A 25,372-nucleotide genomic window follows, 5' to 3' on the forward strand; every position below is an offset into this window, starting at 1 on the left:
CATGCCTCTCACGACCTGGCCGACGCTCATCGGCGACCTGCTCGCCGGAACCGATCTCAGTGTGTCGGAGTCGACGTGGGCGATGGAACGGATCATGACCGGCCAGGTGACGGACGCTCAACTGGCCGGCTTCCTGATCGCGTTGCGCCGCAAGGGGGAGACGGTCGACGAGATCGTCGGGTTCCGCGATGCGATCCTCGACCACGCGAAGCCCCTCGTCGCCCCGTCCCGGGCCCTCGACATCGTCGGCACCGGCGGCGACCGCTTCGGCACGGTCAACATCTCGACGACCGCGTCCATCGTCGCGGCCGCGACGGGCATCCCCGTGATCAAGCACGGCAACCGCGCGGCGAGCTCCGCCTCGGGATCGAGCGACGTGCTCTCGGCGCTCGGCGTCGACCTCGCCCTGCCGACGGACCTGGTGGGGGAGGTGCTGGCGTCGACGGGCATCACCTTCGCGTACGCGGCGGCGTTCCACCCCGGTTTCGGCCACGCAGGGGCGGTCCGTGCGGAGCTCGGCGTGCCGACGGTCTTCAACTTCCTCGGTCCGCTCGTCAACCCGGCCCGCCCGGAGGCGTCGGCGGTCGGCGTCGCGCACGCCGACCGCATCCCGCTGTTCGTGGGCGTGTTCCAGACGCGTGGGGCGACCGCCCTCGTCTTCCGGGGCGACGACGGACTCGACGAGCTGACGACGACTGGACACAGCCACCTCTGGGAGATCACCCGCGGAGCCGTCACCGAGCACGACCTGGATCCCCGGGAACTCGGCATCCGCCGTGCGTCGATCGACGATCTCATCGGCGGTGACGCCCAGCACAACGCCGGTGTCGTGCGCGCCACGCTCGCCGGCGAGGAGGGTCCCGTCCGCGACATCGTCCTGCTGAACGCCGCGGCGGGGATCGTGGCGTTCGAGCTGTCGGAGGATCCGATGCAGGCGCAGCGGCCGATCCTCGAGCGGTTCGCCGCAGGGCTCGTGTCCGCCGCGGCCGTCATCGACTCGGGTGCGGCGACCACGACACTCGACGCCTGGGTGGACGCCACCCGTACGCTCGGCTCGCGCTGATCCGCGCCGTGGCCGGGTTCTCCGGCCCTACCGGCGGTGGGCCGCAGCGCGTAGGTTGAGACCCGATGCCGGCATACCCGGTCGGCGGACCCGAACCGATCTTGCAGGAGGATTCAATGAAGAAGCTCATCAATGATCCCAAAGACGTCGTCGTCGAGGCGGTGGCCGGATTCGGCGCCGCGCACCCCGACCTCGTCACCGTGTCGCTCGACCCGGTGTTCATCGCCCGAGCCGATGCCCCGGTCGCCGGGAAGGTGGGGATCGTGAGCGGCGGCGGCAGCGGGCACGAGCCCCTCCACGGCGGGTTTGTCGGATTCGGGATGCTCGACGCCGCCGTGCCCGGCCCGGTGTTCACCTCGCCCACTCCGGACCCCATCCTCGCCGCCACGAAGGCGGTGGACGGTGGTGCCGGCGTCCTGCACATCGTCAAGAACTACACGGGTGACGTGCTCAACTTCGAGACCGCGGCCGATCTCGCGCTGGCCGAGGGCATCGAGGTGCGCTCGGTCATCGTCGACGACGACGTCGCGGTGAAGGATTCGCTCTACACGGCGGGACGTCGGGGTGTCGCCGGCACCGTCCTCGTGGAGAAGCTCGCCGGGGCTCGTGCCGAGGCCGGGGGAGGCCTCGACGAGGTCGCCGACCTCGCGACCAAGGTCAACGAGCGCACCCGCACGATGGGCGTTGCACTCACCCCGTGCGTCGTCCCGCACGCGGGCGAGCCGAGTTTCACCCTGGCCGACGACGAGATCGAGATCGGGATCGGTATCCACGGTGAGCCCGGCCGTGAACGCATCCCCCTGGAGCCCGCCGACCGGATCGTCGACCGGCTGCTCGCCGCCATCCTCGAGGACCTTCCGTACGCACCCGACGAGCGTGCCCTCGTCTTGGTGAACGGGATGGGCGGGACGCCGCAGGTCGAGTTGCTCATCGTCTTCCGCCGTGTGGCCGAGGCGCTCGCGGAGCGCGGGATCGAGGTGGCACGGTCGCTCGTGGGGAACTACACGACCAGCCTCGAGATGCAGGGTGTGTCGATCACCCTCCTGAAACTCGACGATGAACTGATCGAATTGTGGGACGCTCCGGTGCAGACCGCGGCGCTCCGGTGGGGACGGTAGACGGATGGGATTGGACGGAGCCTGGGCGATCGCCTGGATGCGGGGGAGTGCGGCGGTCGTCGCGGAGCATCGCGTGGAGCTGATCACGCTCGACCGTGACATCGGGGACGGCGACCACGGCGAGAACCTCGACCGCGGGTTCTCCGCGATCCTGCCGAAGCTCGACGAGCAGCCTGACGATGCGACACCCGCCGACATCCTCAAGCTCGCCGCGACGACGCTCATCTCGACCGTCGGAGGAGCGAGCGGCCCGCTGTACGGCACCGCGCTGCTCAAGGCGTCGATCGCCGTGGCCGGTCAGGAGGATCTCGACGCCGATGCCGTCGTCGCCCTGCTGGCGGCGGCGCGCGACGGGATCGTGCTCCGTGGCAAGGCCGAGGTCGGCGACAAGACCATGGTCGACGCGTGGACGCCCGCCGTCGACGCTGCATCCGCTGCGGCGGCAGCGGGGGAGTCGCCGGCACGGGTGCTGGCAGCCGCTGCAGACGCCGCGTGGGGTGGCGCCGCGGCGACCGAGCCGCTCGTCGCCCGCAAGGGTCGCGCCAGCTACCTCGGTGAACGGGCCGTCGGGCATCGCGACCCTGGGGCGCAGTCCACCTCCTATCTCCTGCAAGCTGCGGCGGCGGCCGCTGAGGAGGGCGCTGCATGAGCGGGGGAGCCGTCGGCCTCGTCTTCGTGTCGCACAGCGCGCTGATCGCGGAGGGGCTCATCGCCCTGGCCCGGCAGATGGCGCCCGACGCGGCCCTCGCCGCAGCCGGTGGTACCGATGAGGGAGGGATCGGCACGAGCTTCGAGCTGGTCTCCGCCGGGATCGCGGCCGTGGACTCCGGGGCCGGGGTGGTGGTGCTGTGCGATCTGGGGTCGGCGATCCTCACCGCTGAGACGGCACTCGACTTCCTCGACGACGACGGCCGAGGCCGGGTGCGCATCGTCGACGCCCCGCTCGTCGAGGGTGGGGTCGCCGCGGCCGTGGCCGCGCAGACCGGCGCGTCGCTCGACGAGGTCGTCGCCGCCGCGCGGTCGGCAGCCGGCGGTGGCCCTGCCCGGCACGGTGCCGACGAGGCGACTCGGGCGGGCGGCTCCGACGATCCGACGGCGTCCCACGCCGCAGCCTCGGTGACCCTGCGGAACAAGGACGGGCTCCACGCTCGACCCGCTGCCGAGTTCGTGAAGCTGGCGAGCACGTTCGCGGCCAAGGTGGTCGTGAACGGGAAGGACGCCAAGAGCCTGCTCGGGATCATGTCACTGGGCCTCGTCAAGGGGGCGGTCGTGGACCTGCAGGCGGACGGTCCGGACGCGCAGGATGCCATCGAGGCACTCGCATCGCTCATCGAATCCGGCTTCGGAGAGGTCTGACCGGTCGCGCTCGGAGCGGAAGCAGGTCGGCGCTCCGGGCGCAACGGGGTGGTCGACGTCGACGGTCGGCGTAGCATGACCCGCATGAACGAGCAGACGAAGACGTCGGACACCGAAGACCGCCAGTGCACGGTCTGTGGCCATCCGCTCGCCGAGCACACCTTCGACCGTTCCTCCGGGCACGATCACTTCATGACCTGCCCGACGGGGGAGCGGCTTCCGGACCCGGCGCAGTCCGCCATCCCGGTCAACGAGTTCGGGATGCCGCTCTGGGACCAGGACCCCGATCGACCTGCTCCGTCGGCCTGACGACCCCGGCGGCCGGCGCCGTCATCCGAGGAGGAGCAACGACCGGACGGCGACACTGACAGCGGTCTCGCGCGACGCCGACGTCTCGTGGAGAGCACTGCCGTCGATGAGCCAGCGCACCCATCGGACGAGTTGCTCCGGCGTGGCGTCGGAGCGGGCTGCGGTGGTGCGAACCGCCTCGGTGATGTGGTCGAGCAGGAAGCGGTCGACCATGTCCCGCTCGACGTCGAGGACGGCCGCCACGTCGTGGACGTGCGCCATGCCCTGGACCGCGCGTGCGAAACCGGCCGTCTGGTCGGCAGCCCGCTGGCGGTCGAGTGCGCCGAGGTAGGTGGCCAAGGCGGGTCGCCCAAGCCCGGCGCGCGTGGCGAGGTGCAGTTGCTCCTCGGTCCAGGCGGCGCTCACCCGCAGCAGCGTGACCAGGATGTGGAGCTTGGTGGGGAAGTAGTGGAACAGGGTCCCGGAGGAGATGTCCGCCGCCCGGCAGATGTCCGCCGTCGAGGTGGTCTCATACCCTTCGGCGGCGAAACAGCGGTAGGCCGCAGCGAGGATCGCGGTCTGGCGCGCGGTGAACCGCTGTGGGTCGACGATCCTCGGCATGACTGCTCCCATATTCCTAGAGCGCCTACTCTAGCGCACGCGCTCTATGAATTCGGGCCAGATCAGAGGTGATTTCTGTTCCGATCGATTGTTGCGCGCAGCTCGGAGTGTGGAGCGCCGGTGGTTCTCATCGAGCACTCCGCCGTCCTGTGGACGGCCGGGCGATCATGGGGGAGCAGGCGGGACAGTCCACCTGCCGGACCCCCTGCCCGCGTGAGCTCGAGGTGTACGGGTGCATCGTCGTCGGGCTGTCGGATCGCGTGATGTCCGGCGCTTCCAACTATCGCCCCCGCGGTGGATATGCACGTCGACAGCATCTTCGCCGAGTCGCACCTGCACGATCGGATCCACGCGGTGACGACCCTGGGGCAGGACCTCCGGAACGGGCGGCTTGGCATGCCGGATGAAGTTGAGTTGACATAATGTGCATTATCGGCTCTTTCCAGCCCGCCGCGAGCGGGGCCGGATCGGGTCACGTCGGCATGCATCACCGACCTGAGGATCGCGACGATGACCGGGGCGCGTCAGGAGCCGATGTACCGAGCGAGATGTTCTCCGGTCAGCGTCGAGCGATCGGCGACGAGCGCTGCGGGCGTCCCGGTAAACACCAGACGTCCGCCGTCGTGACCTGCGCCGGGTCCGAGGTCGACGATCCAGTCCGCATGCGCCATGACCGCCTGATGATGCTCGATGACGATGACCGACTTGCCGGAGTCCACCAGTCGGTCCAGGAGTCCGAGCAGGTTCTCCACGTCAGCGAGGTGCAGGCCCGTCGTCGGCTCGTCCAGGATGTAGACCTCGCCCGAGTCGGCCATCTGCGTCGCCAGTTTGAGTCGCTGTCGTTCGCCTCCTGACAGGGTCGTCAACGGCTGTCCGAGGCTGACGTAACCGAGCCCGACGTCCACGAGTCTCGCCAGGATGAGGTGCGCGGCGGGCGTCCGGGCCGGCCCGTCGGCGAAGAAGGCCTCGGCCTCCGTCACCGACATCGCGAGCACCTCGCTGATGTCCCGTTCCCCCAACTGATATTCCAGAACGGAAGCATCGAACCGGCGGCCCTCGCACACCTCGCAGACGGTCGAGACGCTCGCCATGACGCCGAGATCGGTGAAGACGACACCTGCGCCGTTGCAGTTCGGGCAGGCTCCCGCCGAGTTCGAGCTGAACAGCGCCGGCTTGACCCCATTGGCCTTCGCGAACGCCTTGCGGATGGGCTCGAGCAGACCCGTGTACGTCGCCGGGTTACTGCGACGCGAGCCGCGGATCGGGCTCTGATCGACCGTCACCACACCGGGACGCCCGGCGACCGAGCCGTGGATGAGCGAACTCTTGCCCGAGCCGGCGACACCCGTGACGACCACGAGGACGCCGAGCGGCACGTCGACGTCGACGCCCTGCAGGTTGTGCCGGTCGGCGCCACGGATCTCGATGACACCGGTCGGTCGACGCAACACTGGCTTGAGCGTGGCGCGGTCGTCGAAGTGGCGTCCGGTGAGCGTGTCGCTCGCTCGGAGGCCGTCCACCGTCCCCTGGAACGTCACCTGTCCCCCGCCGGTCCCGGCTCCGGGACCGAGGTCGACGACGTGGTCGGCGATCGTGATCGTCTCCGGCTTGTGTTCCACGACGAGGACGGTGTTCCCCTTGTCGCGGAGCCGCAGGAGCAGTTCGTTCATCCGCTGGATGTCATGCGGGTGCAGTCCGACGGTCGGCTCGTCGAACACGTAGGTCACGTCGGTGAGCGACGACCCCAGGTGGCGGATCATCTTCGTGCGCTGCGCCTCCCCACCGGAGAGGGTGCCCGTCGTGCGGTCGAGTGACAGGTACCCCAGCCCGATGGCGACGAAGGAGTCGAGCGTCTCCTGGAGGACCGTCAGGAGTGGGCGCACCGACGGTTCGTCGAGCGCCCGGGTCCACGCCGCGAGGTCGCTGATCTGCATCGCGCACAGTTCGGCGATGTTCCGACCGGCGATGCGCGAACTCCGTGCGGCCTCGCTCAGTCGGGTCCCGTCGCACGCCGGACACGTGGTGAAGGTGACGGCACGGTCAACGAATGCGCGGATGTGCGGCTGCATCGCCTCACGGTCCTTCGAGAGGAACGACTTCTGCACCTTCGGGATCAGGCCCTCGTAGGTCATGTTGATGTCGCCGACCTTGACCTTCACCGGCTCCTTGTGGAGGAAGTCGTGGAGCTCCCGCTCCGTGTAGTCCTGGATGGGCTTGTCCGCGTCGAGGAATCCGGATCCCGTGAAGATCCGTACGCCCCAGCCGTCTGCTGTGTACCCGGGGATCGTGAGCGCGCCCTGGTTGAGCGACTTCGTGGCGTCGTAGAGCTGGGAGCGGTCGATGTCGTTCACCGTCCCCATCCCCTCACACCGCGGGCACATGCCGCCGGTGATCGAGAAGCTCCGCCGTTCCTTCGTGCTCTGGCCCCCGCGCTCGATGGTCACCGCTCCGGCTCCGCTGATCGAGGCGACGTTGAAGGAGAAGGCCTGCGGAGAGCCGATGGACGGGTCTCCGATCCGACCGAAGAGGATGCGCAGCATGGTGTTCGCGTCGGTCGCCGTGCCCACCGTCGAACGCGAGTTCGCGCCCATCCGCTCCTGGTCGACGATGATCGCCGTGGTGAGTCCCTCGAGCACGTCGACATCGGGCCGCGCCTGCGACGGCATGAAGCCCTGGACGAACGCGCTATAGGTCTCGTTGATCATCCGCTGTGACTCGGCGGCGATCGTCCCGAAGACGAGGGAGCTCTTCCCCGAGCCGGACACGCCCGTGAACACGGTGAGGCGGCGCTTGGGGAGGTCGACGTCGACGTCGCGCAGATTGTGCTCGCGGGCACCCCTGACCCTGATGACGTCGTGGCTGTCGGCGGCCCTGGTGTGCATCGGCGTCTCGGTCATGGCGATCAGCGTATCCGTCGTCATCGGCCGGCGTCTCGCCTCGATCGACAGTGGATCCGCTCGACATGGAAGGTCATGCTGTGAAACACCTGTGTGAATGCGTCACACTGGTGGAACGCACCCGGTCCGCTCGGGAGCGCCGCACTGTCCACCGTCAGGAGCCGACCATGTCCGACCCATCCACCACCACCTACACGCTGAACTCCGCCAAGCTGACCGCGAGCCAGATCTCCGGTGTCCGATGGGCCTTCGCCGTCGGCGGGATCCTCACGATCCTCTTGGGTGTCTTCCTGCTGGTCGCGCCGAAGGCCTCACTGGTCGCCGTCGCGTGGATCTTCGCCGTCTACTTCCTGATCGCCGGGATCGCCCGCATCACTCGTGGCGTCGTCGCCCGGGAGCACGGCGGACTCTGGCGGGTCCTCACGATCGTGTTCGGAGTGCTGTTGCTGGCGGCCGGTGTCTACATCTTCATCGATCCGCTGCTCGGCATCGGCGCACTCGTCTTCGTGATCGGCGTCTCCTGGATCGTCGAGGGCGTGGCCTCGCTGTTCGACTCGGCACCGGACGTGTCGCGGTGGATCACCGTCCTCTACGGCGTCATCAGCGTCGTCGCCGGCGTGTTCGTCCTCGCGAACCCGCTGCTCGCCGCCGTGACCCTCCTGCTCGTCACCGCGTTCTTCCTCATCGCGGCCGGCGTCGTCGAGATCATCCAGGCGATCACCTTCGGCAAGCAGGTGAAGCGGGCCGGTCTCGCCGGCTGACCCCGGGTGGCAGGACGACGAACGCCCGGCCCTCGAGGGACCGGGCGTTCGTCGTGTCGGGATCGTCGCCTACTCGGCGACGAAGTCGCTCGTGTCCCCCACGTAGCGGGTGTGGTCCTCGGGGATCGGGTCCACGGCGGCCGAGGCGACCTCGGCCGCGAACTCGCCCACGTTGTAGAGGCGACCGGCCGACTCCTTGCGGGAGCTGATCGCACCGGGGTTGGCGCGTTCGAGGAGGGTCGCGGTGATGGTCCCCTCGATCATGTCGCCCGAGACGACCACGAACTCGACGCCGGCGGCGTCGAACTGGTCCTGCTTGGCGCGGAGCGCGTCCTCGCCCGCGCGCTTGGAGGTCGCGACCGGCACGTACTCGGGCATCGTCGGCGTGGTCCGGATGAAGTGCGCCTGGTGGCTCGTGACGAACACGATCCGCGAGCCGGGGCGGAGCAGCGGGAGCGCGTGTTCGACGACGCTCACCTGTGCGTCCCGGTTGAGCTGCATCGCGTAGTCCTCGGCCATGCCGCTCTCCATCCCTCCGGAGGCGTTCAGCACCAGGACGTCGAGGTCGCCGAATTCGGCCTTCGTCGTCGCGAACATCGCGGCGACCGAGGCGGGGTCGGTGAGGTCGGCCCCGACCACCAGGGCCTGCACACCGAGGGCTCGCACCTCGTCGGCGAGCTTGACGGCGCGCGCCTCCTTGTTCCGGTAGTTGATCACGACGTTGGCGCCGGCACCGGCGAAGTACCGGATGGTGTCGGCACCGATGCCGCGGGACGAGCCCGTCACGAGGACGTTCTTCCCGGAGAGGGATCCGGCGGCCAGGGGGTTCGTCACGTGAGGGCTCCTTCAGATCTGGGGCCGCTCATCGGCGGCTGGTTCCAGCCAACGACCTTACCAACAACCGGCAGACGGATCCGGTTCGATGGTCCGCCCAGCTGATAGCGTTGAACCCGACCGGCGCACCGTCTCGCGCTCCCCCGGACTGCGAGGCGGCAGACGCGAGAGCCGATCCGGGAGGAATCCGCACCATGGACGTCATCACCGAGTACGCCTGGATCGCCTGGTTGGTCCTGATCCTCGTGTTCGTCATCATCGAGATCCTGTCGCTCGAGTTCACCTTCCTCATGCTCGCGCTCGGCGGCACCGTCGGGCTGCTCTCCGGCCTCCTCGGCGCTCCGTGGTGGCTCCAGCTGCTCATCGCAGCCGCTGCCGCCCTCCTGCTCCTGTTGGCCGTCAGGCCGCCGCTGCTCCGAGCGCTGCAACGCGGTGCTGACCCGGCGAAGAGCAACGTCGATGCGCTCCTCGGCATGCCGGGGCTCGTGCTCTCGACGGTCACCCCGCACGGTGGCCAGGTGAAGCTCGGCAACGGCGAGGTCTGGACCGCCAGGACCCCGCACGACTCCCCCGCGTCGTCTCTCGAGCCCGGCACGCGCATCGTCCTGTCCGTCGTCGACGGCGCCACCGCCGTCGTCGTCCCCGTCCCGACCCACCCGGCACCGCTGGGCGAGCAGAAGGAGTAGTCGTGAACGACATCTCATCAGGAGCGATCATCGGTTGGGTGATCGCGGCCATCGTCGTCGTCTTCGTACTGGTGGTGCTGTTCCGATCCATCCGCATCATCCCGCAGGCGAGCGCCGGTGTGGTCGAGCGGCTCGGCAAGTACCACAAGACCCTCTTGCCGGGGCTGAACCTGCTCATCCCCTTCATCGACCGGTTGCGGCCGCTCATCGATCTGCGCGAGACCGTCGTCTCCTTCCCGCCGCAGCCGGTGATCACCGAAGACAACCTCGTCGTCTCGATCGACACGGTCGTCTACTTCCAGGTGACCGACGCCCGAGCCGCGACGTACGAGATCGCGAACTACCTGGGTGCCGTCGAGCAGCTGACCACGACGACGCTCCGAAACGTCGTCGGTGGGCTGAACCTCGAGGAGGCGCTGACGAGCCGCGACGAGATCAACAGCAAGCTCCGCATCGTGCTCGACGAGGCGACCGGCAAGTGGGGCATCCGCGTCGGACGCGTCGAGCTCAAGGCGATCGACCCGCCGCTCTCCATCCAGGACTCCATGGAGAAGCAGATGCGGGCAGAGCGCGACCGTCGAGCCCTCATCCTCACCGCCGAGGGAACCAAGCAGTCGGCCATCCTGACGGCGGAGGGTGCGCGACAGGCGGAGATCCTCCGCGCCGAGGGTGATGCCCAGGCGGCTGTGCTCCGTGCACAGGGTGAGGCGTCCGCCATCCAGACGGTGTTCAAGGCCATCCACGACGGCGACCCCGACGAGAAGCTCCTGGGCTACCAGTACCTGCAGATGCTCCCGAAGCTCGCGGAAGGCCAGGCGAACAAGCTCTGGGTCATCCCGAGCGAACTGACCGAGGCGCTCAAGGGCATCGGCTCCGCCTTCGGGCCGGGCAACACCCGCGACCCTGCGGCCACGGCACGGGCGGCGGCCGCAGCTGCGCAGGCGCCCTCCTTCGCCGCAGCGCCGACCGCGTCACCCCAGACGCCTCCGGCACCGACGACCCCCGTCCAGCCCGAGGGCTGAGCACGCGGTGACGACAGCGGTCCTCCCCTACTTCCGTCCGGCCCGCCCTCGGGTCCTCGCCCATCGAGGGCTGGCCGGGCCGGGGGTTCCCGAGAACACGCTGTCGTCCTTCCGTCGTGCCCTGGCCGCCGGCGCCGAGTACGTCGAGACCGATGCGCACTGCACGCGCGACGGACACGCCGTCCTCTTCCACGACCCGTCCCTGCGCCGCATCACGGGCGATCCGAGACCGATCGCCGACCTCGAACTCGCGGATCTCCAGCGAATCGACCTCGGCGGCGATCGCATCCCGACGTTGTCGGAGGCGCTGGCCGAGTTCCCCGGAGCACGCTTCAACCTCGACATCAAGGCCGCGGCCGCGGCTGCACCGGCGGCTGCCGCCATCATCGGTGCCGACGCCGCCGATCGGGTGCTCGTCACCTCCTTCGATGAAGGCAGACGTTCCGCGATCGTGCGGGCCGTGGGGCTGGAGGCCGGTGCCGACTCCGTGGCATCATCCGCGTCGGCCCGGATCCTGCTCCGCGTCCTCCCCGCAGCCGCCCTCGGGCTCCGCGGAGCGCTCCGCCGGTCGCTCGCCGGTGTCCAGGCGCTCCAGGTGCCCGAACGGTTCCGCGGCGTGCCCGTCGTGACGAAGCGCCTCCTTGCACAGATGCACGCCCTCGGCGTCGAGGTGCACGTGTGGACGGTCAACGACCCCGCCGACATGCGACGCCTACTGGATCTCGGCGTCGACGGCCTCGTCACCGACCGCTGTGATCTCGCGCTCGACGTGGTCCGCTCACGCTGACGGCTCAGCTCTCCGCATCCGGCGTGGCTCCAGCTGGGCATGAGCTGATAGCTAGATGGGTGAACGGAACAGTTTACCCAGCTTGTGGGTTTATAACTGTGGATGCCGAGCGAGAGGAGACCACACAATGGCAGATCGCAGTTTGCGCGGAATGCGCCTGGGCGCCCAGAGTCTACAAACGGAAGAGGGCGTCATATTCTCGGCGCGGAGCAACCACATCTACCGGTGTCAGAGTTGCGAGCGCGAGACCACGATGACCTTCGCCGCCGACGCGGAAGTCCCCGAACTGTGGGAGTGCCGGCACTGCGGTGCGGAGGCCGTCCTCCTCGTCGACTCGAAGCCCGTCGTCGTCGACCGCGGTGACGTGAAGACGCCCCGCAGCCACTGGGACATGCTGCTCGAGCGCCGCTCGCGCGATGAGCTCGAGGAGCTGCTCGAAGAGCGCCTCTCATATCTCCGGGCCCGGCGCGGCCAGCAGAAGAGCGCGTGACACCGAGCCCCTGACAGGCCTCCCCTCGATCGGCTGATCCGATATCGGATCAGCCGATCGTCATGTCCGGGGACGGTTCGAGATGCGCCGAGGCCTGGCGGCGAACCCGGCGAGGACCAGCGAGGCGAGTCCCATGCCACCGATGAACATCTCGAGCTGGTGACCGAAGGCCATCGACGGCGTGACCGTGTCCGCGAGCGGCACCTCGGAGACCATCGATCCGGGGCGGAAGGCCGGGATGCTGTCGATCGTCGATCCGTCTGGGCCGATGATCTGACTGGTCCCCACGGTCGAGATGTTCACGACCGATCGTGCCGACTCGATCGCCCGGAGTCGAGCGATGGCCAGCTGCTGTTGATTCTCGTCCGTCTGCCCGAAGTCCGCGTTGTTGGTCTGGGCGAACACGATGCGCGCGCCACCCGCCACCGCGTCTCGGGTGAGCCGGTCGTCGGCGATGTCGAAGCAGATGCTGATCCCTGCGAGCACCCCGTCGATGTCGAAGACGTTGTCCTTCGTACCCGGGGTGTACTCGCGCTGGATGAGGCCGATGAGGTCGGGTGCGAACGGCTCCCAGAACTTCCGGTCCGGGACGTATTCGCCGAACGGGACCGGGTGCTTCTTGTCGTAGACGTCGCGGACGCCGTCCGAGGCGTCCCAGAGGAGCGACGAGTTGTAGTAGCGATCGCCGCGCTGAGAGATCGCACCGACGACGAACGGTGCGTCCATGCGGCGGCTCAACGCGTCGAGGGCTGCAGCCGATTGGGGAACCCGCTGCGGGTCGAGGTCTGCGCTGCCCTCGGGCCAGACCACGACGTCGACGTCCGCATCGAGCACCTGCAGCGTCTCGTCGATCTGGGTCTGCATGACGGTGCCGGGTGCTGCGGCGTCGAAGTAGCCGGCGGGGCCGTTGCCCTGGATGGCAGCCACCCGCATGCTCCCGGTCGTCGCCGTCGGCCATGCCGGCACCACGAGCACCGCGAGGACCGCGAGGACCGCAGTCCCGACCCGGCTGACCGTCGGGAGCTCCGCGGTCGCGGCGAGCTGCAGGGCGAGTGCCACGAGCAGCACCATGAGGAACGACAGCCCCGAGAACCCGACCCAGGCGACGAGCGGGGCGAACGGACTCTCGGACTGGCTGAGCGCCATCCTCGCCCACGGGAATCCGCCGTAGGGCCAGGTGCTCACGAGCGTCTCGCGCGCGGTCCACAGGGCGGCGACCGCCGCGGCGGTCAACCAGACCCGTCCCCCGACCCCTGGGAAGGCGCGCGGTACCCAGCGGTACGCCAGGGTGATGAGCACGGCTCCGAGCGCGAAGAAGATGGCCTCGAGTGTCGACAGTGCCGCCCAGGGGACGGGACCCAGGTAGGCGGTCGCCCACTCGATGTGGATCAGGTAGAACGACTCTCCCGCCAGGAAGCCAATGAGGAGCGCACCGCCGACGCTGCGTCCCAGGAGGGTGAGGAGGACGAGGGCGATGCCGACGAACGTCAGGGGCCAGACCCCGCGGTCCGGGAAGCCGGCGTCGAGGACCGGCCCGGCGGCGATGGCCACGACGGCCGCGAGCCAGAGCGGGAGCGGTGGACGACGATCGACCAGCGCGTCGATCGGTCGGAGCCGGCGGCTCCGACGGTGCGGGGACCTCACAGCGAGCTGTACGCGACGATGCCGCGTCGGATCGAGTCGAGCGCCTCGCGCGAATGACGGCCCACCGGTCCGTCGACGACGCGGAGCTGATCGAGCAGGTCGATGGTCTGCTTGCACCACCGCACGAAGTCCCCGGCGGCGAGTTCCGCCTCGATGAGCACCGTGTCGAGGTTCGCGCCCTTGGCCCACTGGTGCATGGCGAGTGAGAGGCCGGTCGAGATCGGGTTGCTCCCCGGGAGGCGGTGCTCCCGTTCGCTGTCGTCGAGCCGACTCCAGAGGTCCTGCGTCCGTTCGAGTGCGGACCGGAACGGGCCGCGGGGCAGGAAGCGTTCCGGGGTGTTCTGCTCCTCGCGCCGTGGTTCGTACACGATCGCGGCGGCCATAGCGGCGAGGGATGCGGCGTCGAGGTCGTTCCACGCACCGGTCCGCAGGCATTCCGCCACGAGGAGGTCCCGTTCTCCGTAGATGCGCTTCAAGGTGCGTCCGGGAGCCGCGACGACGACCGCGCCGTGCTCGTCGCGTGCCAGGTACTCGTACTCGAGCAGCACGTCGACGACCCGGTCGAACACGCGCGCGACCGCGCCCGTCCGCGTCTGGATCTGCTGTCGCAGCTGGTCGGTCTGCTTCTTGAGCTTGAACCATCGTTCCGCCCAGCGAGCGTGGTCCTCGCGGTGCGGGCAGACGTGGCAGGCGTGAGCCCGCATGCGCTTGCGGAGTTCGGCGAGCTTGCGTTGGCGCCGGTCCTTCGACGCGCGCGAGCCGTTCGGCTCGCCCTTGCGTTCGAGGTCCGTGAGCTCGCGCCGGATTCCCGCGTACTCGACGAAGTTCCCGAGGTGGCACGACATGGACTTCTCGTAGCCGACGAGCGAGGACTCCTGCTCGCGCACCTTCCGGGCGATCCCGACGACGGCCCGGTCCGCCTGGAACTGTGCGAAGGACGACTCGAGGATCTGCCGGGTGCGTTGACGGCCGAACTGGTCGATCAGGTTGACCGCCATGTTGTAGGTCGGGCGGAAGCTGGAGTTGAGCGGGTAGGTGCGCCGCGAGGCGAGCGAGGCGACGGACTGCGGGTGCAGCCCCTCGGTCCACTGGATCACGGCGTGGCCCTCGACGTCGATGCCACGGCGTCCGGCGCGCCCGGTGATCTGGGTGTACTCCCCCGGGGTGATCGGGACGCGTGCCTCACCGTTGAACTTCTCGAGCTTCTCGAGGACGACCGTCCTGGCCGGCATGTTGATGCCGAGCGCGAGGGTCTCGGTCGCGAAGACGACCTTCACGAGCTTCCGCCGGAAGAGCTCCTCGACGACTTCCTTGAACGCCGGCAGGAGACCGGCGTGGTGGGCGGCGACGCCCCGCTCCAGACCGTCGAGCCACTCCCAGTAGCCGAGGACGGCGAGGTCCTCGTCGAGCAGGGTCCGACAGTGCTCGTCGACGATCTGACGGATCTCGTCGCGTTCGTGCGCCTCGGTCAGCCTGATGCCGGAACGGAGGACCTGCTTCACCGCCTGGTCGCACCCGACGCGGCTGAAGACGAAGAAGATCGCCGGGAGCAGGAGATGGTCGTCGAGCATCTGGACGAAATGCCCGCGGTCGAGCTTCTCGGCCCGATGCGGGGCTCGGCGCTGGTTGTAGCGGCTGATGTCCTTGTACTGACGACTGTTCGGTGCACGGCCACCGAACTGCGCCATACGGACGAGCTCCGGGTTGACCTGGTGGGTGTCGGCGAGGCTCGGCGCGGCGAACAGGTCGATGAGCTTGTTCCGCATCAGCACGTGCTGGGTGAGCGGCACCGGGCGATCCTCGGACACGATCACGGCGGTGTCACCGCGGACGGCCTGCAGCCAGTCGCCGAACTCCTCGGCGTTCGACACGGTCGCGCTCAGCGACACCATCCGGACGGCCTGCGGGAGGTGGATGATGACCTCCTCCCACACCGCTCCGCGGAACCGGTCCGCCAGGTAGTGCACCTCGTCCATGATGACGAAGGCGAGATCGGTCAGCGCGTCGGAGTCCGCGTACAGCATGTTGCGGAGGACCTCGGTCGTCATGACGACGATGCGGGCGTTGCCGTTCACGTTCGTGTCGCCCGTGAGCAGGCCGACGTGCTCGGACCCGTACTCGGCGGTGAGTTCCTGGAACTTCTGGTTGCTGAGCGCCTTCATCGGCGTGGTGTAGAAGACCTTGCCGCGGTCGCCGTGCATGGCGAGGGCGATCGCGAACTCGGCGACGATGGTCTTACCGGCCCCCGTCGGTGCGGCGACGAGGACGCTGCTGCCGTTCTCGATCCGCTCGCACGCCTCGAGTTGGAACGCGTCGAGGTCGAAACGCTGCCTCGCGCGGAACTCCTGGAGCCTCGGTGTCGCGTTCCGGACCGCCGCTGCCCGATACCGCTCGGCAGGCGAAGCGGTGTCGCTCATGCGAGCCCCGCGCTACCGAGTTCGGCGTCGATGCGTCGCTGCCGCTTGGCCGCACTGCGGTCGTGGAGGACGGCGACGCCGTACGCCGCGAAGTACAACAGGACCATCGGGATCGCGAGGACGAACATCGACACGATGTCGGCGGCGGGCGTGGCGATGGCCGTGAAGAGCACGATGACGAGGATCGCGACCCGCCACGCCTTGATGATCGCCGCTGCGGAGAGCACACCGACGAAGTTCAACAGGACGAGGAACACGGGCAGCACGAAGGCGACACCGACCGCGAGCACCAGCTTCAGGACGAAGTCGTAATAGGTGGTGGCGTCGAGGAAGTTGGCCGCCGCCGTCGGGGTGAAGCCGAGCATGAGCTCGACGATGTGCGGCAACACGAACCAGCCCGCGTAGCAGCCCGCCAGGAACAACGGCACCGCGGTCGCGAAGAACCCGATCGCGTATTTCAGCTCCTTGCGCGTCAGGCCGGGCACGAGGAAGGCCCAGATCTGGTAGAGCCATACCGGGCTGGACAGGACGACGCCGGCGGTGAGGGCGATCTTCATCCGCAGGTCGAACGCGCTCGTGACGTTGGTGAAGTTCAGGAACGCCTGCCCGCGATCGTCGGCGATGACGAGGATGGGGGCACTCATCGCCTCGATGATCCACTCGGAGGCGATGAAGCCCGCGACCATGCCGACGATGATGCCGATGGCGGAGTAGAACAGACGCTTCCGCAACTCGACGAGGTGCTCGCCGAGCGACATCCGCCCTTCGCGGTTCTGTTTCTTGGGACGCTTCTCGGTCAGGGCCACGGCGACATCGTCCGTTCCTGAGCAGCGTGTTCGAGGCGCACTCGTCGGGGGCCAGGTGCTGGCGTCATCGGGCTCGGGTGGTCCTCAGGGTTACGGCTTGACCGGCGGGTCGGTCGGCTTCTGCGGGGCCGTCGCGGCCGGGGTCTGGTCGGCGGGTGCCGCACTCGCGGGCGGAACCGTGCCCGTCGCGTCGGGCGAGGCGGGCTCGTCGTCGCGCATGCTCTTGACCTCGCTCTTGAAGATCCGCATCGACTGACCGACGCTGCGGGCGAGACCCGGGAGCTTCGGTGCTCCGAACAGCAGCAGGACGATGAGGAGGATGATGACGAGGTGCCACCCGGTGAATGCATTGCCGAACATAGTCTTCGTTCCTGATCTTCGAGGTCGAGGTCCACTCACTCTACCCTGCATCTCCCGTTCGACCGCCGGGAGTCTCGGGAGTCAGCTCCCGGATGTCGTGCGGTACTGCGCGAGACCGGCGGCCGCCCAATCGGCGACCGCGTCGCGGGCATCCGCCGGCCCGAGCACCGTGATGAGCCCGGGGTGCGCGGCGACCAGTCGTTTGAGGCCGTGATGGTGCGCCAGGCGCAGGGTCGCGGTCACCTCGACATCGGCGTCCTCGCGGGCTGCGGAGCCGCCTGGCGCGCTGTCGACGGCGACCACGTAGTCGTCGATGAGCGGGAGGACCGAGCGTCGGACGAGCACGGTGACGTTGCGGTCGGAGTCGCTCGGCTCGAACAACGCGGTCGGGACGACGACGTCCGCTTCTCGGAACACGACCTCGGCATCGGTCTCGCGCAGCTCGGTCATCCGATCGAGGCGGAAGCGACGCGTCGCCTCGCGCAGGTGGCACCACCCGTAGAGGTACCAGTCCTGGTCCTGGGATTCGAGACGCAGTGGGTCCACCAGTCTCGCCTCGGTCGCCCCGCTCGCGTCGACGTAGTCGAACGCGACGCTGTGGCCGGCGGCCAGGGCCGACCGGATGATGCCCACCGCGTGCGCGGAGTAGGACTCGGTGACCGCGAGCTGGCCAGGAGCCGACGACGCCCCGCGGGCGAGTTTCGCCATCACGCCCCCGATGACGTCGCTGTCGACGAACTCGGGGAGGCGCTGAAGCGACTGCAGACCGGCGATGAGGGCCGAGGCCTCGCGGGCTGAGAAGCGAGGACTGTCGTCGAGCGCGACCCGGTGGGTGAGGACGATCTCGTCGTCCTCCTCGAAGCTGCCCCAGTCGATGTCGAAGAGGTCGCCGGCGAGGTACTGCCGGGTGTCGCCCGGCACGCCGGACACCGTCAAGAGCTCGACCGCTTCGCGGATCTGGCGCGGGGACAGGCCGAAATGCCGCGCGGCCTCGTCGACCGTGACCCGCTCACGGTCGATGAGGTACGGCACGAGCGAGAGGAGGAAGATCAGCTTGTCCTGGGCGCGGGGCGCCGCCGGTCGCTTAGCCACGGGCGGTCTCCTCGGGGTGGGGTGCGTCGTCGGTCGCGCGGTGGCGGGCGACGACCAGCTCGAGTCTGGACGCCACGGCCTCGACGAGTGCCGGAGGGTCGAGGACGACGACCTCCGGGCCGAAGCCGGCGAGCTCGTCGGCGAGGATGTGGTGGTCGAGGTACGGGATGGTGAGTTCCGTGCGCTCCGTGTCGCTGACGCCGTAGCGGTTGCCGAGGCGGGCCGCGGCGTCGGTCCCGGGCCGGACACGGACGAGGGCACGCTGCGACGAGGACACGCGGCGCAGGCCGTCGATCGCGTCGGCGGCGTGGTCGCGGTCCTCGGCGGGGAACGACTCCCCCGTCGGCTTGACCGGACCGACGATCCGCGACAGGAGGAACGTCCGGGGCTCGTCCACCGTCCGGTCGGTGGCGTAGAGGTGCCAACGACCCTCGTGCTGGACGAGCGCCAACGGTGCGACGGTGCGGACGCGTGGCCGCGCCTCGCCGGGCTTCAGGTAGGGGAAGGCGACCACGGACCGACGTTCGAGCGCCGCGTCGAGCGGTTCGAACGAGGCCTCCCGGGTGCGGAGTCTCGGCGCGTATCCGATGATCGGTTCGTCGGGCTCGATGCCGAGCGACCGCAACTTCGTCATCGCGCGCTGCGACTGGCCGGAGAGCGACCCCTCACGCCACACCGTGGCGGCGAGCGACAGCAGTGACAGCTCCGCCGGGGTGAACCGGACGTCGGTGGGAAGCTCGTAGGCGCCCTTCGGGATCCGATAGCGCATCGACTGGTTGTTGCCGGGTTCACCCGGCTGTTCGATCGTCTCGAGCGGGACGCCGAGTTCGCGGATGTTGTCCTTGTCGCGCTCGAACTGTCGCTCGAGGCTGGCGTTGCCGCCGCCACTCGAATACTGCTGGCGGTACCCCTGGACGGTCGACAGGATCTCGTTCTTCGTCAGGCCGGTCTGCGTGGCGAGGAGCGCGAGCACGAGGCTGAAGAGTCGCTCCTCCACCGGGACCGGCTTCGGGGACTCGCTGGCTGAGGACACCGGTCCAGTCTACCGACGGACGGCCCGTCCCCCACCCGCGACGCGGGCGTTGGACGGGCCGTCTCCGAGGCGTGTCGGTTACTGTGCCGCGCGCTGGGTGCCGAGCACGTCGATGACGAACACGAGCGTCGCGCCGGCCGGGACGCTGCCCGACCCCTGCTCGCCGTAGCCGTCCTTCGGCGCCACCACGAGGATGATCTGCGAGCCGACCTGCTGGCCGACGACCGCGTCGTTGAAGGCCTTGATCATCTGACCGCCGTCGGCCTGGAAGACGAGGGGCTGACCCTTCTCCCAGCTGCTGTCGAAGACGCTCTTCTGATCCCACAGCACACCGGTGTAGTTGACGATGACCTGGTCGCCGGCCTTGACCGTGGCACCGTCGCCGACGCGGGACAGGGTGTGCTTCGTCTCGGTCGGGGCGGGGGCCGCCGGGATGGTGATACCGGGCTGGCCGCTCGGAGCGGTCACGACGGACGGGAACCCCGACGGGATCGGGCGCTCGGCGCCGTCGGCCTTGGGCAGCGCCGCACCCTGGATGTCGGCGACGAGGATGATCGCGTCGTCCTTCTTGATGCCGTTCGCCTCGCTGCCACCGCTCGGGCCGAAGGCGTCCTCGGGTGAGATCGCCGCGACGACACGGGATCCGACCGTCGTGCAGGCGAACGCCTTCGCGAAGCCGGGGAGGCTTCCGGACAGGGCGATGAGGGTGCTCGCGGGCCCGTTGAAGTCCGTCTGCTGCAGGACGTCGCCAGTGCGTCCGTTGAGGAGCATCAGGTTGAGGTTGACGGTGCCTTCGGCCGAGACCTGCCGACCGTCGCCCTGGATGACGACCTGGCGCTCCGTCGTCTTCGTGTACAGCGGCGTCGGGAGCTCCACCTTCGGGGTGGATCCGAAGTCACCCGACACGCTGATGAGCTTCGTCGCGTCGCCGGCGGACGCCGCGGTGTCGCAGGAGGCCGAGCCCGGCGCGGTGCACCCGGTGAGGGAGACGAGCAGGAGGCCTGCTGCGGCGATGAGAGCTGGTGCAGTGCGCACGGATCCTCGTTTCGGTGGTACGGGTGGGACGGCAGGTCGCCGTCGCACAGTTTAGTCGACGTGAACCCGGGTCAACGATCGTCGCCGAGAGGTGACTCATCGGCGGACGGTTCGATCGACCCGTCGGCCCCAGCGCTGTCGCCGTCGAGGCCCCGCGCACGGGACAGCTCGGCACTCGCCCCGGCGCTCCTCGCGCGCTTCCGCAGGATCTTCGCGCTCGCGGAGCGTTCCCCGAGGGCGCCCGGCGTCCACAGCTCGACGTCCTCGGCACTGAAGTCGCTCTTCGAGGCGCGTCGCTTGAGCTCGGGCAGGACCGTGCCGGGCGCGAGCTTCCGTGCGGTGATGAGGAAGCCCGTGTGCCCGATCATCCGGTGGTCCGGTCGGACGGCGAGCCCCTCGACGTGCCACCCGCGCATCATCGTCTCGTTCGACTGCGGGTTCGTGAAGCCGCCCGTCCCTCGGATCGCCTCGGCGACGCGCGACAGCTGGGTGACCGTGGCGACGTAGCAGAGGATCACTCCGCCGGGCTTCAGCGCCTCCCACGCGGCGTCGAGGCACTCCCACGGTGCGAGCATGTCGAGCACCACGCGGTCGACGGACTCGGCGGGCATCGTCTCGGGCAGGGTCTCCTGGAGGTCGCCGACCGTGACCGACCAGTTCTGCGGGTCGTAACCGAAGAAGGTCGCGACGTTGCCTCGCGCGACGTCGGCGAACTCGTCCCGACGCTCGAAGGAGGCCAGTCTGCCAGACGGCCCGATGGCCCGGAGGAGCCAGAGGGAGAGCGCGCCGGAACCGACACCGGCCTCGACGACCGTCGCGCCGGGGAAGATGTCCGCCTGTCCGATGATCTCGGCCGCGTCCTTCGGGTAGATGATGGCGGCACCGCGAGGCATCGACATCACGAAGTCGACCAGCAGCGGCCGGAGCGCGAGGTGCTCGATGCCCTCGGTGTTGGCGACGACGCTGCCGTCCGGCAGGCCGATGATCGAGGTGTGCTCGATCATCCCGCGGTGCGTGTGGAAGACCTTGCCGGCCTCCAGCGTGATGGTGTTCTTCCGCCCCTTCGGTCCGGTCAGCTGCACGCGGTCGCCCTCGCGGAAGGGGCCGCTGTTCGCCGGCTGGTGGTTCGCGCTCATCGCTGTGCTGCCTCTGTCTCGGGGTGGTGGGTGGTGCCGCTCGCGGCCGAGCGAAGCTCGGCGAGGTCGGCGACGGAGCGCCCGGCGAGGGTGTCCCAGGTGGTGTGGTGCGGGCCCTCAGGGATCGGCACGATGTGCGGGACGGACACGGCGATGGTCCCCGCCGCGAGCGCGGACGCGAGACCGGTGGCGGAGTCCTCGATCGCGATGCACTCGCGCGGGTCGACGCCGAGTGCCGCTGCGGCCCTGAGGTAGGGGTCAGGATGGGGCTTGGGCTGCTCGACCTCGTCGCCGGCGACGATGAGGTCGAACGCGTCGAACGGGATGCCGCCTGCGATGTCCTCGGCCATGGACCGGATCGACATGGTGACCAGCGCGGTCGGCACGCCGGCCTCCCGGAGCTCGTGGAGCAGCTCCTGGGCACCGGGACGGAACGGGACGCCGCGTTCCTGGATGAGGCGCCGGACGTGGTCCGTGAGATGGGTGACGATCGTGTCCGCGTCCAGCGCGACGCCGCGGCCCTGGAGGACGGCGGCAGAGTCCCAGAGGCCGTTCCCGACGAGCAGGAGGCCGTCCTCATGGGTCCAGGTGCCGCCGTGGGCCGCGACCAGCTCGGTCTCGGCCTCCATCCAGTAGGGCTCGGTGTCGACGACGGTGCCGTCCATGTCCCAGAGGACTGCGGCAGGGAGGAGAGTGGTCACGGGGTGCCATGCTACCGGGTGCTGAAGCGCCTATCCTGGATGGATGGTCGCGGAAGGTCCCCGTGCACCGAGGAGTGAGACGTGACGGAAGACACCAAGGAGCCGCTGGGCGGTCGCCTGCTCGTCGTGGCGTTCGAGGGTTGGAACGACGCCGGCGAGGCGGCGAGCGGCGCGGTGCGCGTGCTTCGCGACTCGCTCGCCCTCCGCCCGCTGCTCGAGATCGACCCGGAGCCCTACTACGACTACCAGTTCAACCGGCCGACGGTCGGCGTCGACGAGGACGGCAAACGGTCCCTGACCTGGCCCGGTACCACGATCTCGGGGCCCGACCCCGAGGCGGCGAAGCCCGCGACCCCCTTGGCGGAGGACGCCGCGCTCCGCGTCAGCGAGGGCGGCGGTGACAACGTCTACGTGCTGCTCGGTGCCGAGCCGTCGCGCGGATGGAAGGCGTTCGTCGACGAGATCCTCGCCGTGATCTCCGAGCAGCGCATCACCGGCATGGTGATGCTCGGTGCGATGCTCGCCGACGTCCCGCACACGCGACCGATCTCGGTCTTCGCCTCGAGCGAGAACGCTGAGCTGCGGCAGGCGCTGCAGCTCGAACGCAGCACCTACGAAGGACCGGTCGGCATCCTCAGCGTGCTGGCCGACGCCGCCGAGCGGCAGGGCGTCCAGAGTCTGTCGGTCTGGGCCTCGGTCCCCCACTACGTGCACAGCGCGCCCTCCCCGAAAGCCGTGTTGGCGCTGATCGACAAGCTCGAGGAACTCATCGACGTCGTCATCCCCCGCGGAGCCCTCGTCGAGGAGTCCGGTGAGTGGCAGAGCGGGATCGACACGCTCGCCGCCGAAGACGAGGACATGGCCGCCTACATCCAGCAGCTGGAGCAGGCGCGCGACACCGTCGAGTCGCCCGAGGCGAGCGGCGAGGCCATCGCCAAGGAGTTCGAGCGGTACCTCCGTCGGGACGAGGGTAAGGGCGACGAGCCCTGGCGGAAGGACCGCGAGTAGCCCGGTCCCATCGCGGTGGGGTGACTCCGGTGAGTCGCCGTCCTGCTCAGCGCACGCCGAGGAGCGCGTCGACAGCCGACCGCGCGAGGTCGGCGTCGTCGACGCCGGTCGTCGCTGCGGCGTCGACGAGCGCGATGGCACCCGGGGTGTCGAGGTCGTCCGCCAGTCGGACACGCATCGCCTGCAGCAGCTCGACGGCGGACGCTCCACTCGCGGCATCCGTCGCGAAGGCCGAACGCCAGGTCCTGAGCCGGCGATCGGCCAGGACGAGGTGCTCGTCGTGCCACTCCCAGTCGCTGCGGTAGTGGTTCGCGAGGATCGCGAGTCGGATGGCCGAGGGGTCTGCTCCGTCGGCGGCCAGGCGTGACACGAGGACGAGGTTGCCGAGGGACTTGGACATCTTCGTGCCCTCGTAGGCGACCATGCCGGCGTGGCTGAACACCTTGGCGAGCGGGCGGCCGGACAGTGCTGCGGCGTGCCCGGCACTCAGATCGTGGTGTGGGAAGACGAGGTCGGAGCCGCCGCCCTGGACCGTGAAGTCCGATCCGAGATGCTGGAGGGCGATGACCGAGCACTCGATGTGCCAACCGGGACGCCCTCGGCCGACGGGCGACTCCCAGCTCGGCTCGCCGTCGCGCGCCGCCCGCCAGAGCAGTGGATCGAAGGCGTCGCGTTTCCCGGCGCGGTCGGGGTCTCCCCCGCGCTCGGCGAAGAACGCGGCCATCGTGGCCTCGTCGAGCCCACTCTCCGCGCCGAGGTGCCAGACGTCGTCGGCCGCGGCGCGCACGTCGAAGTAGACGTCGTCTCCGGCGGCACTGTCCGGGGTGTCGACCGAGTAGGCGACGCCGCGTTCGACGAGCAGCGCGACGGCGTCGGCGATCGGCCCGATGACCTCGGTGACCGCGACGTAGTCTTCGGGTGGGAGGATGCTGAGGCGTTCCATGTCGCTCCGGAAGAGTTCGACCTGGCTCGCTGCGAGTTCGACCCAGTCGACGCCGGTCGCGGTGGCCCGCTCGAGCAGCGGGTCGTCCACATCGGTGACGTTCTGGGCGTAGTGCACCTCGTAGCCGGCGTCCAGCCAGACGCGCTGCAGGGTGTCGTAGGCGAGGTAGCTCGACGCGTGGCCGAGGTGGGTCGCGTCGTATGGCGTGATGCCGCAGACGTACAACCGCGCCGTGCGTTCGGCGGAGGCTTCGATGAGCCCGGCGCTCGGGGTGTCCCAGAGACACGGGGCCGCGCCGGAGCCGGGCAGCTTCGGGACGACCGGGGCGGACCAGGCCCTCACGCGTTGATCACGCCCGTGCCGAGCAGCACCAGCAGGACGACGCCGAGCACGATGCGGTAGACGACGAAGGGCAGGAAGCTGCGCTTCGAGATGTAACTCATGAAGAAGGCGATGACCGCGAGGCCGACGACGAACGCGATGACGGTGGCGACGAGCGTCTCGACCGGTCCGTACGGGCTCGGCTCGCCGATGCTCTTGAAGACCTGGTAGAAGCCGCTGCCGAACACCGCGGGGATCGCGAGCAGGAAGGCGTACCGCGCCGCAGCACGGCGCTCGTAGCCCATGAACAGTCCGGCGGTGATCGTGCCGCCGGAGCGGGAGACGCCGGGGATGAGAGCGAGGGCCTGGGCGCCTCCGAAGATCGCGCCGTCGCGGTAGGTCAGGCTCTTCAGGCGTCGCTTCTTCGCACCGACCGCGTCGGCGACACCGAGCAGGATGCCGAACACGATGAGCATGATCGCGACGATCCACAGCGACCGGAAGGTCGTCTCGATCTCGTCCTGGAACAACAGGCCGAGCACGACGATGGGGAGGCTGCCGATGATGATCAGCCACCCCATGCGGGCGTCGGCGTCATCCCTCGGGATCTTGCCGACGAGGGCTTTGCACCAGGACGAGATGATGCGGACGATGTCGCGCCAGAAGAACACCACGACGGCGGCCTCGGTACCGATCTGGGTGATCGCCGTGAACGCCGCGCCAGGGTCCTTCGCTCCGGGGAGGAACTCGCCGAGGATGCGCAGGTGTGCGCTCGACGAGATCGGGAGGAACTCGGTGAGTCCCTGGACGAGTCCGAGGATGATGGCGTTGATGAGGTCCACAGGGCACCTTTCTGCAGCCGGATGGCTGGTGTTCGGCCGGATCCGGCAGTCGTCGGCGGGGCGGCTCCTGGAGCGTCTCGCGGCTCGGAGGGCGCGGAGACGGACCGTGGG

25 protein-coding genes are annotated in these 25,372 nt (G+C 69.2%); 11 read left to right on the plus strand and 14 right to left on the minus strand.

Annotation, left to right across the window (positions count from 1 at the left end):
• Window position 1: 1 nt before the first annotated feature.
• The 5 genes from trpD to AC4PMY_RS17790 all read left to right on the plus strand — a co-directional run bounded on the left by trpD (window position 2) and on the right by AC4PMY_RS17790 (window position 3,846).
• Window positions 2-1,063 (plus strand): anthranilate phosphoribosyltransferase, encoded by a 1,062-nt coding sequence (trpD, locus tag AC4PMY_RS17770; RefSeq protein ID WP_064296975.1) that lies wholly within the window; start codon window positions 2-4, stop codon window positions 1,061-1,063.
• Between the two features lie 116 nt (window positions 1,064-1,179).
• Window positions 1,180-2,181, plus strand: coding sequence for a dihydroxyacetone kinase subunit DhaK (gene dhaK, locus AC4PMY_RS17775; protein WP_079003935.1), 1,002 nt, complete (start codon window positions 1,180-1,182; stop codon window positions 2,179-2,181).
• Between the two features lie 4 nt (window positions 2,182-2,185).
• Window positions 2,186-2,830, plus strand: a complete 645-nt coding sequence (dhaL, locus tag AC4PMY_RS17780) for a dihydroxyacetone kinase subunit DhaL (RefSeq protein WP_491623310.1) — start codon at window positions 2,186-2,188, stop codon at window positions 2,828-2,830.
• Window positions 2,827-3,537 carry a dihydroxyacetone kinase phosphoryl donor subunit DhaM gene (gene dhaM, locus AC4PMY_RS17785; RefSeq protein ID WP_491623311.1) on the plus strand — a complete coding sequence of 237 codons (711 nt, stop codon included), beginning with the start codon at window positions 2,827-2,829 and terminating at the stop codon, window positions 3,535-3,537. Before dhaL ends, dhaM begins: the two co-directional genes overlap by 4 nt.
• A gap of 84 nt (window positions 3,538-3,621) precedes the next feature.
• Window positions 3,622-3,846 (plus strand): hypothetical protein, encoded by a 225-nt coding sequence (locus AC4PMY_RS17790; protein ID WP_124769389.1) that lies wholly within the window; start codon window positions 3,622-3,624, stop codon window positions 3,844-3,846.
• Window positions 3,847-3,867: 21 nt separating this feature from the next.
• Here AC4PMY_RS17790 and AC4PMY_RS17795 read toward each other — a convergent pair whose 3' ends face one another.
• A complete protein-coding gene (locus AC4PMY_RS17795) occupies window positions 3,868-4,446 on the minus strand; it encodes a TetR/AcrR family transcriptional regulator (RefSeq protein ID WP_491623312.1) in 579 nt (192 codons plus the stop codon).
• 524 nt (window positions 4,447-4,970) lie between these two features.
• On the minus strand, window positions 4,971-7,343 hold the full coding sequence (locus tag AC4PMY_RS17800) for an ATP-binding cassette domain-containing protein (protein WP_491623313.1): 2,373 nt from the start codon (window positions 7,341-7,343) through the stop codon (window positions 4,971-4,973).
• A 167-nt stretch (window positions 7,344-7,510) separates the two neighbouring features.
• On the opposite strand from AC4PMY_RS17800, the gene AC4PMY_RS17805 reads away from it, so the two are divergent.
• On the plus strand, window positions 7,511-8,104 hold the full coding sequence (locus AC4PMY_RS17805) for an HdeD family acid-resistance protein (RefSeq protein WP_175484355.1): 594 nt from the start codon (window positions 7,511-7,513) through the stop codon (window positions 8,102-8,104).
• Window positions 8,105-8,173: 69 nt separating this feature from the next.
• Here the strand turns inward: AC4PMY_RS17805 and AC4PMY_RS17810 are convergent, their stop codons facing one another.
• Window positions 8,174-8,938 carry an SDR family oxidoreductase gene (locus AC4PMY_RS17810; RefSeq protein WP_071260252.1) on the minus strand — a complete coding sequence of 255 codons (765 nt, stop codon included), beginning with the start codon at window positions 8,936-8,938 and terminating at the stop codon, window positions 8,174-8,176.
• A gap of 194 nt (window positions 8,939-9,132) precedes the next feature.
• Between AC4PMY_RS17810 and AC4PMY_RS17815 the strand changes: the two genes are divergently transcribed.
• The 4 genes from AC4PMY_RS17815 (at window position 9,133) to AC4PMY_RS17830 (ending at window position 11,923) form a co-directional block, all read left to right on the plus strand.
• Complete coding sequence (locus AC4PMY_RS17815) at window positions 9,133-9,624, plus strand: NfeD family protein (protein WP_064296968.1); 492 nt, start codon at window positions 9,133-9,135, stop codon at window positions 9,622-9,624.
• A 2-nt stretch (window positions 9,625-9,626) separates the two neighbouring features.
• On the plus strand, window positions 9,627-10,646 hold the full coding sequence (locus AC4PMY_RS17820) for an SPFH domain-containing protein (protein WP_491623314.1): 1,020 nt from the start codon (window positions 9,627-9,629) through the stop codon (window positions 10,644-10,646).
• A gap of 7 nt (window positions 10,647-10,653) precedes the next feature.
• Complete coding sequence (locus AC4PMY_RS17825) at window positions 10,654-11,433, plus strand: glycerophosphodiester phosphodiesterase family protein (RefSeq protein WP_064296966.1); 780 nt, start codon at window positions 10,654-10,656, stop codon at window positions 11,431-11,433.
• Window positions 11,434-11,560: 127 nt separating this feature from the next.
• Window positions 11,561-11,923: an RNA polymerase-binding protein RbpA gene (locus AC4PMY_RS17830; protein ID WP_064296965.1), complete on the plus strand. Its 363-nt coding sequence runs from the start codon at window positions 11,561-11,563 to the stop codon at window positions 11,921-11,923.
• Between the two features lie 60 nt (window positions 11,924-11,983).
• Here the strand turns inward: AC4PMY_RS17830 and lnt are convergent, their stop codons facing one another.
• From lnt to AC4PMY_RS17875, 9 genes are all read right to left on the minus strand, one after another.
• Entirely contained in the window at window positions 11,984-13,567 is a 1,584-nt protein-coding gene (gene lnt, locus AC4PMY_RS17835) for an apolipoprotein N-acyltransferase (protein ID WP_491623315.1), read from the minus strand.
• The gene (locus tag AC4PMY_RS17840; protein WP_491623316.1) at window positions 13,564-15,984 is read right to left on the minus strand and encodes a DEAD/DEAH box helicase; all 2,421 of its coding nucleotides are present in this window, start codon (window positions 15,982-15,984) and stop codon (window positions 13,564-13,566) included. Before AC4PMY_RS17840 ends, lnt begins: the two co-directional genes overlap by 4 nt.
• A complete protein-coding gene (gene tatC, locus AC4PMY_RS17845; RefSeq protein ID WP_071260381.1) occupies window positions 15,981-16,742 on the minus strand; it encodes a twin-arginine translocase subunit TatC in 762 nt (253 codons plus the stop codon). The genes AC4PMY_RS17840 and tatC overlap by 4 nt, the downstream gene beginning before the upstream one ends.
• A 138-nt stretch (window positions 16,743-16,880) precedes the next feature.
• On the minus strand, window positions 16,881-17,150 hold the full coding sequence (tatA, locus tag AC4PMY_RS17850) for a Sec-independent protein translocase subunit TatA (RefSeq protein ID WP_064296963.1): 270 nt from the start codon (window positions 17,148-17,150) through the stop codon (window positions 16,881-16,883).
• Window positions 17,151-17,231: 81 nt separating this feature from the next.
• A complete protein-coding gene (locus AC4PMY_RS17855; protein ID WP_314139395.1) occupies window positions 17,232-18,242 on the minus strand; it encodes a helix-turn-helix transcriptional regulator in 1,011 nt (336 codons plus the stop codon).
• Window positions 18,235-19,275 (minus strand): helix-turn-helix transcriptional regulator, encoded by a 1,041-nt coding sequence (locus AC4PMY_RS17860; RefSeq protein ID WP_071260237.1) that lies wholly within the window; start codon window positions 19,273-19,275, stop codon window positions 18,235-18,237. Before AC4PMY_RS17860 ends, AC4PMY_RS17855 begins: the two co-directional genes overlap by 8 nt.
• A gap of 78 nt (window positions 19,276-19,353) precedes the next feature.
• Entirely contained in the window at window positions 19,354-20,310 is a 957-nt protein-coding gene (locus tag AC4PMY_RS17865) for an FKBP-type peptidyl-prolyl cis-trans isomerase (protein WP_491623317.1), read from the minus strand.
• Between the two features lie 71 nt (window positions 20,311-20,381).
• Window positions 20,382-21,446, minus strand: a complete 1,065-nt coding sequence (locus AC4PMY_RS17870) for a tRNA (adenine-N1)-methyltransferase (RefSeq protein ID WP_491623318.1) — start codon at window positions 21,444-21,446, stop codon at window positions 20,382-20,384.
• The gene (locus AC4PMY_RS17875) at window positions 21,443-22,147 is read right to left on the minus strand and encodes an HAD family hydrolase (protein WP_254773580.1); all 705 of its coding nucleotides are present in this window, start codon (window positions 22,145-22,147) and stop codon (window positions 21,443-21,445) included. Before AC4PMY_RS17875 ends, AC4PMY_RS17870 begins: the two co-directional genes overlap by 4 nt.
• A gap of 81 nt (window positions 22,148-22,228) precedes the next feature.
• Between AC4PMY_RS17875 and AC4PMY_RS17880 the strand changes: the two genes are divergently transcribed.
• The gene (locus AC4PMY_RS17880; RefSeq protein WP_491623319.1) at window positions 22,229-23,155 is read left to right on the plus strand and encodes a PAC2 family protein; all 927 of its coding nucleotides are present in this window, start codon (window positions 22,229-22,231) and stop codon (window positions 23,153-23,155) included.
• A gap of 46 nt (window positions 23,156-23,201) precedes the next feature.
• Here AC4PMY_RS17880 and mshC read toward each other — a convergent pair whose 3' ends face one another.
• Complete coding sequence (gene mshC / locus AC4PMY_RS17885; protein ID WP_491623320.1) at window positions 23,202-24,440, minus strand: cysteine--1-D-myo-inosityl 2-amino-2-deoxy-alpha-D-glucopyranoside ligase; 1,239 nt, start codon at window positions 24,438-24,440, stop codon at window positions 23,202-23,204.
• On the minus strand, window positions 24,437-25,261 hold the full coding sequence (locus AC4PMY_RS17890; RefSeq protein WP_071260226.1) for an undecaprenyl-diphosphate phosphatase: 825 nt from the start codon (window positions 25,259-25,261) through the stop codon (window positions 24,437-24,439). Before AC4PMY_RS17890 ends, mshC begins: the two co-directional genes overlap by 4 nt.
• Window positions 25,262-25,372 lie beyond the last annotated feature (111 nt).

The sequence above is a fragment of the Plantibacter sp. MDV22-iso1 genome (genome assembly GCF_058408345.1).

What these genes read in the sequence shown, in the direction of transcription:
- trpD (WP_064296975.1), top strand. Translation starts at nt 2, where the DNA reads ATGCCTCTCACGACCTGGCCGACGCTCATCGGCGACCTGCTCGCCGGA.
- dhaK (WP_079003935.1), top strand. Translation starts at nt 1,180, where the DNA reads ATGAAGAAGCTCATCAATGATCCCAAAGACGTCGTCGTCGAGGCGGTG.
- dhaL (WP_491623310.1), top strand. Translation starts at nt 2,186, where the DNA reads ATGGGATTGGACGGAGCCTGGGCGATCGCCTGGATGCGGGGGAGTGCG.
- dhaM (WP_491623311.1), top strand. Translation starts at nt 2,827, where the DNA reads ATGAGCGGGGGAGCCGTCGGCCTCGTCTTCGTGTCGCACAGCGCGCTG.
- AC4PMY_RS17790 (WP_124769389.1), top strand. Translation starts at nt 3,622, where the DNA reads ATGAACGAGCAGACGAAGACGTCGGACACCGAAGACCGCCAGTGCACG.
- AC4PMY_RS17795 (WP_491623312.1), bottom strand. Translation starts at nt 4,446, where the DNA reads ATGCCGAGGATCGTCGACCCACAGCGGTTCACCGCGCGCCAGACCGCG.
- AC4PMY_RS17800 (WP_491623313.1), bottom strand. Translation starts at nt 7,343, where the DNA reads ATGACCGAGACGCCGATGCACACCAGGGCCGCCGACAGCCACGACGTC.
- AC4PMY_RS17805 (WP_175484355.1), top strand. Translation starts at nt 7,511, where the DNA reads ATGTCCGACCCATCCACCACCACCTACACGCTGAACTCCGCCAAGCTG.
- AC4PMY_RS17815 (WP_064296968.1), top strand. Translation starts at nt 9,133, where the DNA reads ATGGACGTCATCACCGAGTACGCCTGGATCGCCTGGTTGGTCCTGATC.
- AC4PMY_RS17830 (WP_064296965.1), top strand. Translation starts at nt 11,561, where the DNA reads ATGGCAGATCGCAGTTTGCGCGGAATGCGCCTGGGCGCCCAGAGTCTA.
- AC4PMY_RS17840 (WP_491623316.1), bottom strand. Translation starts at nt 15,984, where the DNA reads ATGAGCGACACCGCTTCGCCTGCCGAGCGGTATCGGGCAGCGGCGGTC.
- tatC (WP_071260381.1), bottom strand. Translation starts at nt 16,742, where the DNA reads ATGTCGCTCGGCGAGCACCTCGTCGAGTTGCGGAAGCGTCTGTTCTAC.
- tatA (WP_064296963.1), bottom strand. Translation starts at nt 17,150, where the DNA reads ATGTTCGGCAATGCATTCACCGGGTGGCACCTCGTCATCATCCTCCTC.
- AC4PMY_RS17870 (WP_491623318.1), bottom strand. Translation starts at nt 21,446, where the DNA reads ATGAGCGCGAACCACCAGCCGGCGAACAGCGGCCCCTTCCGCGAGGGC.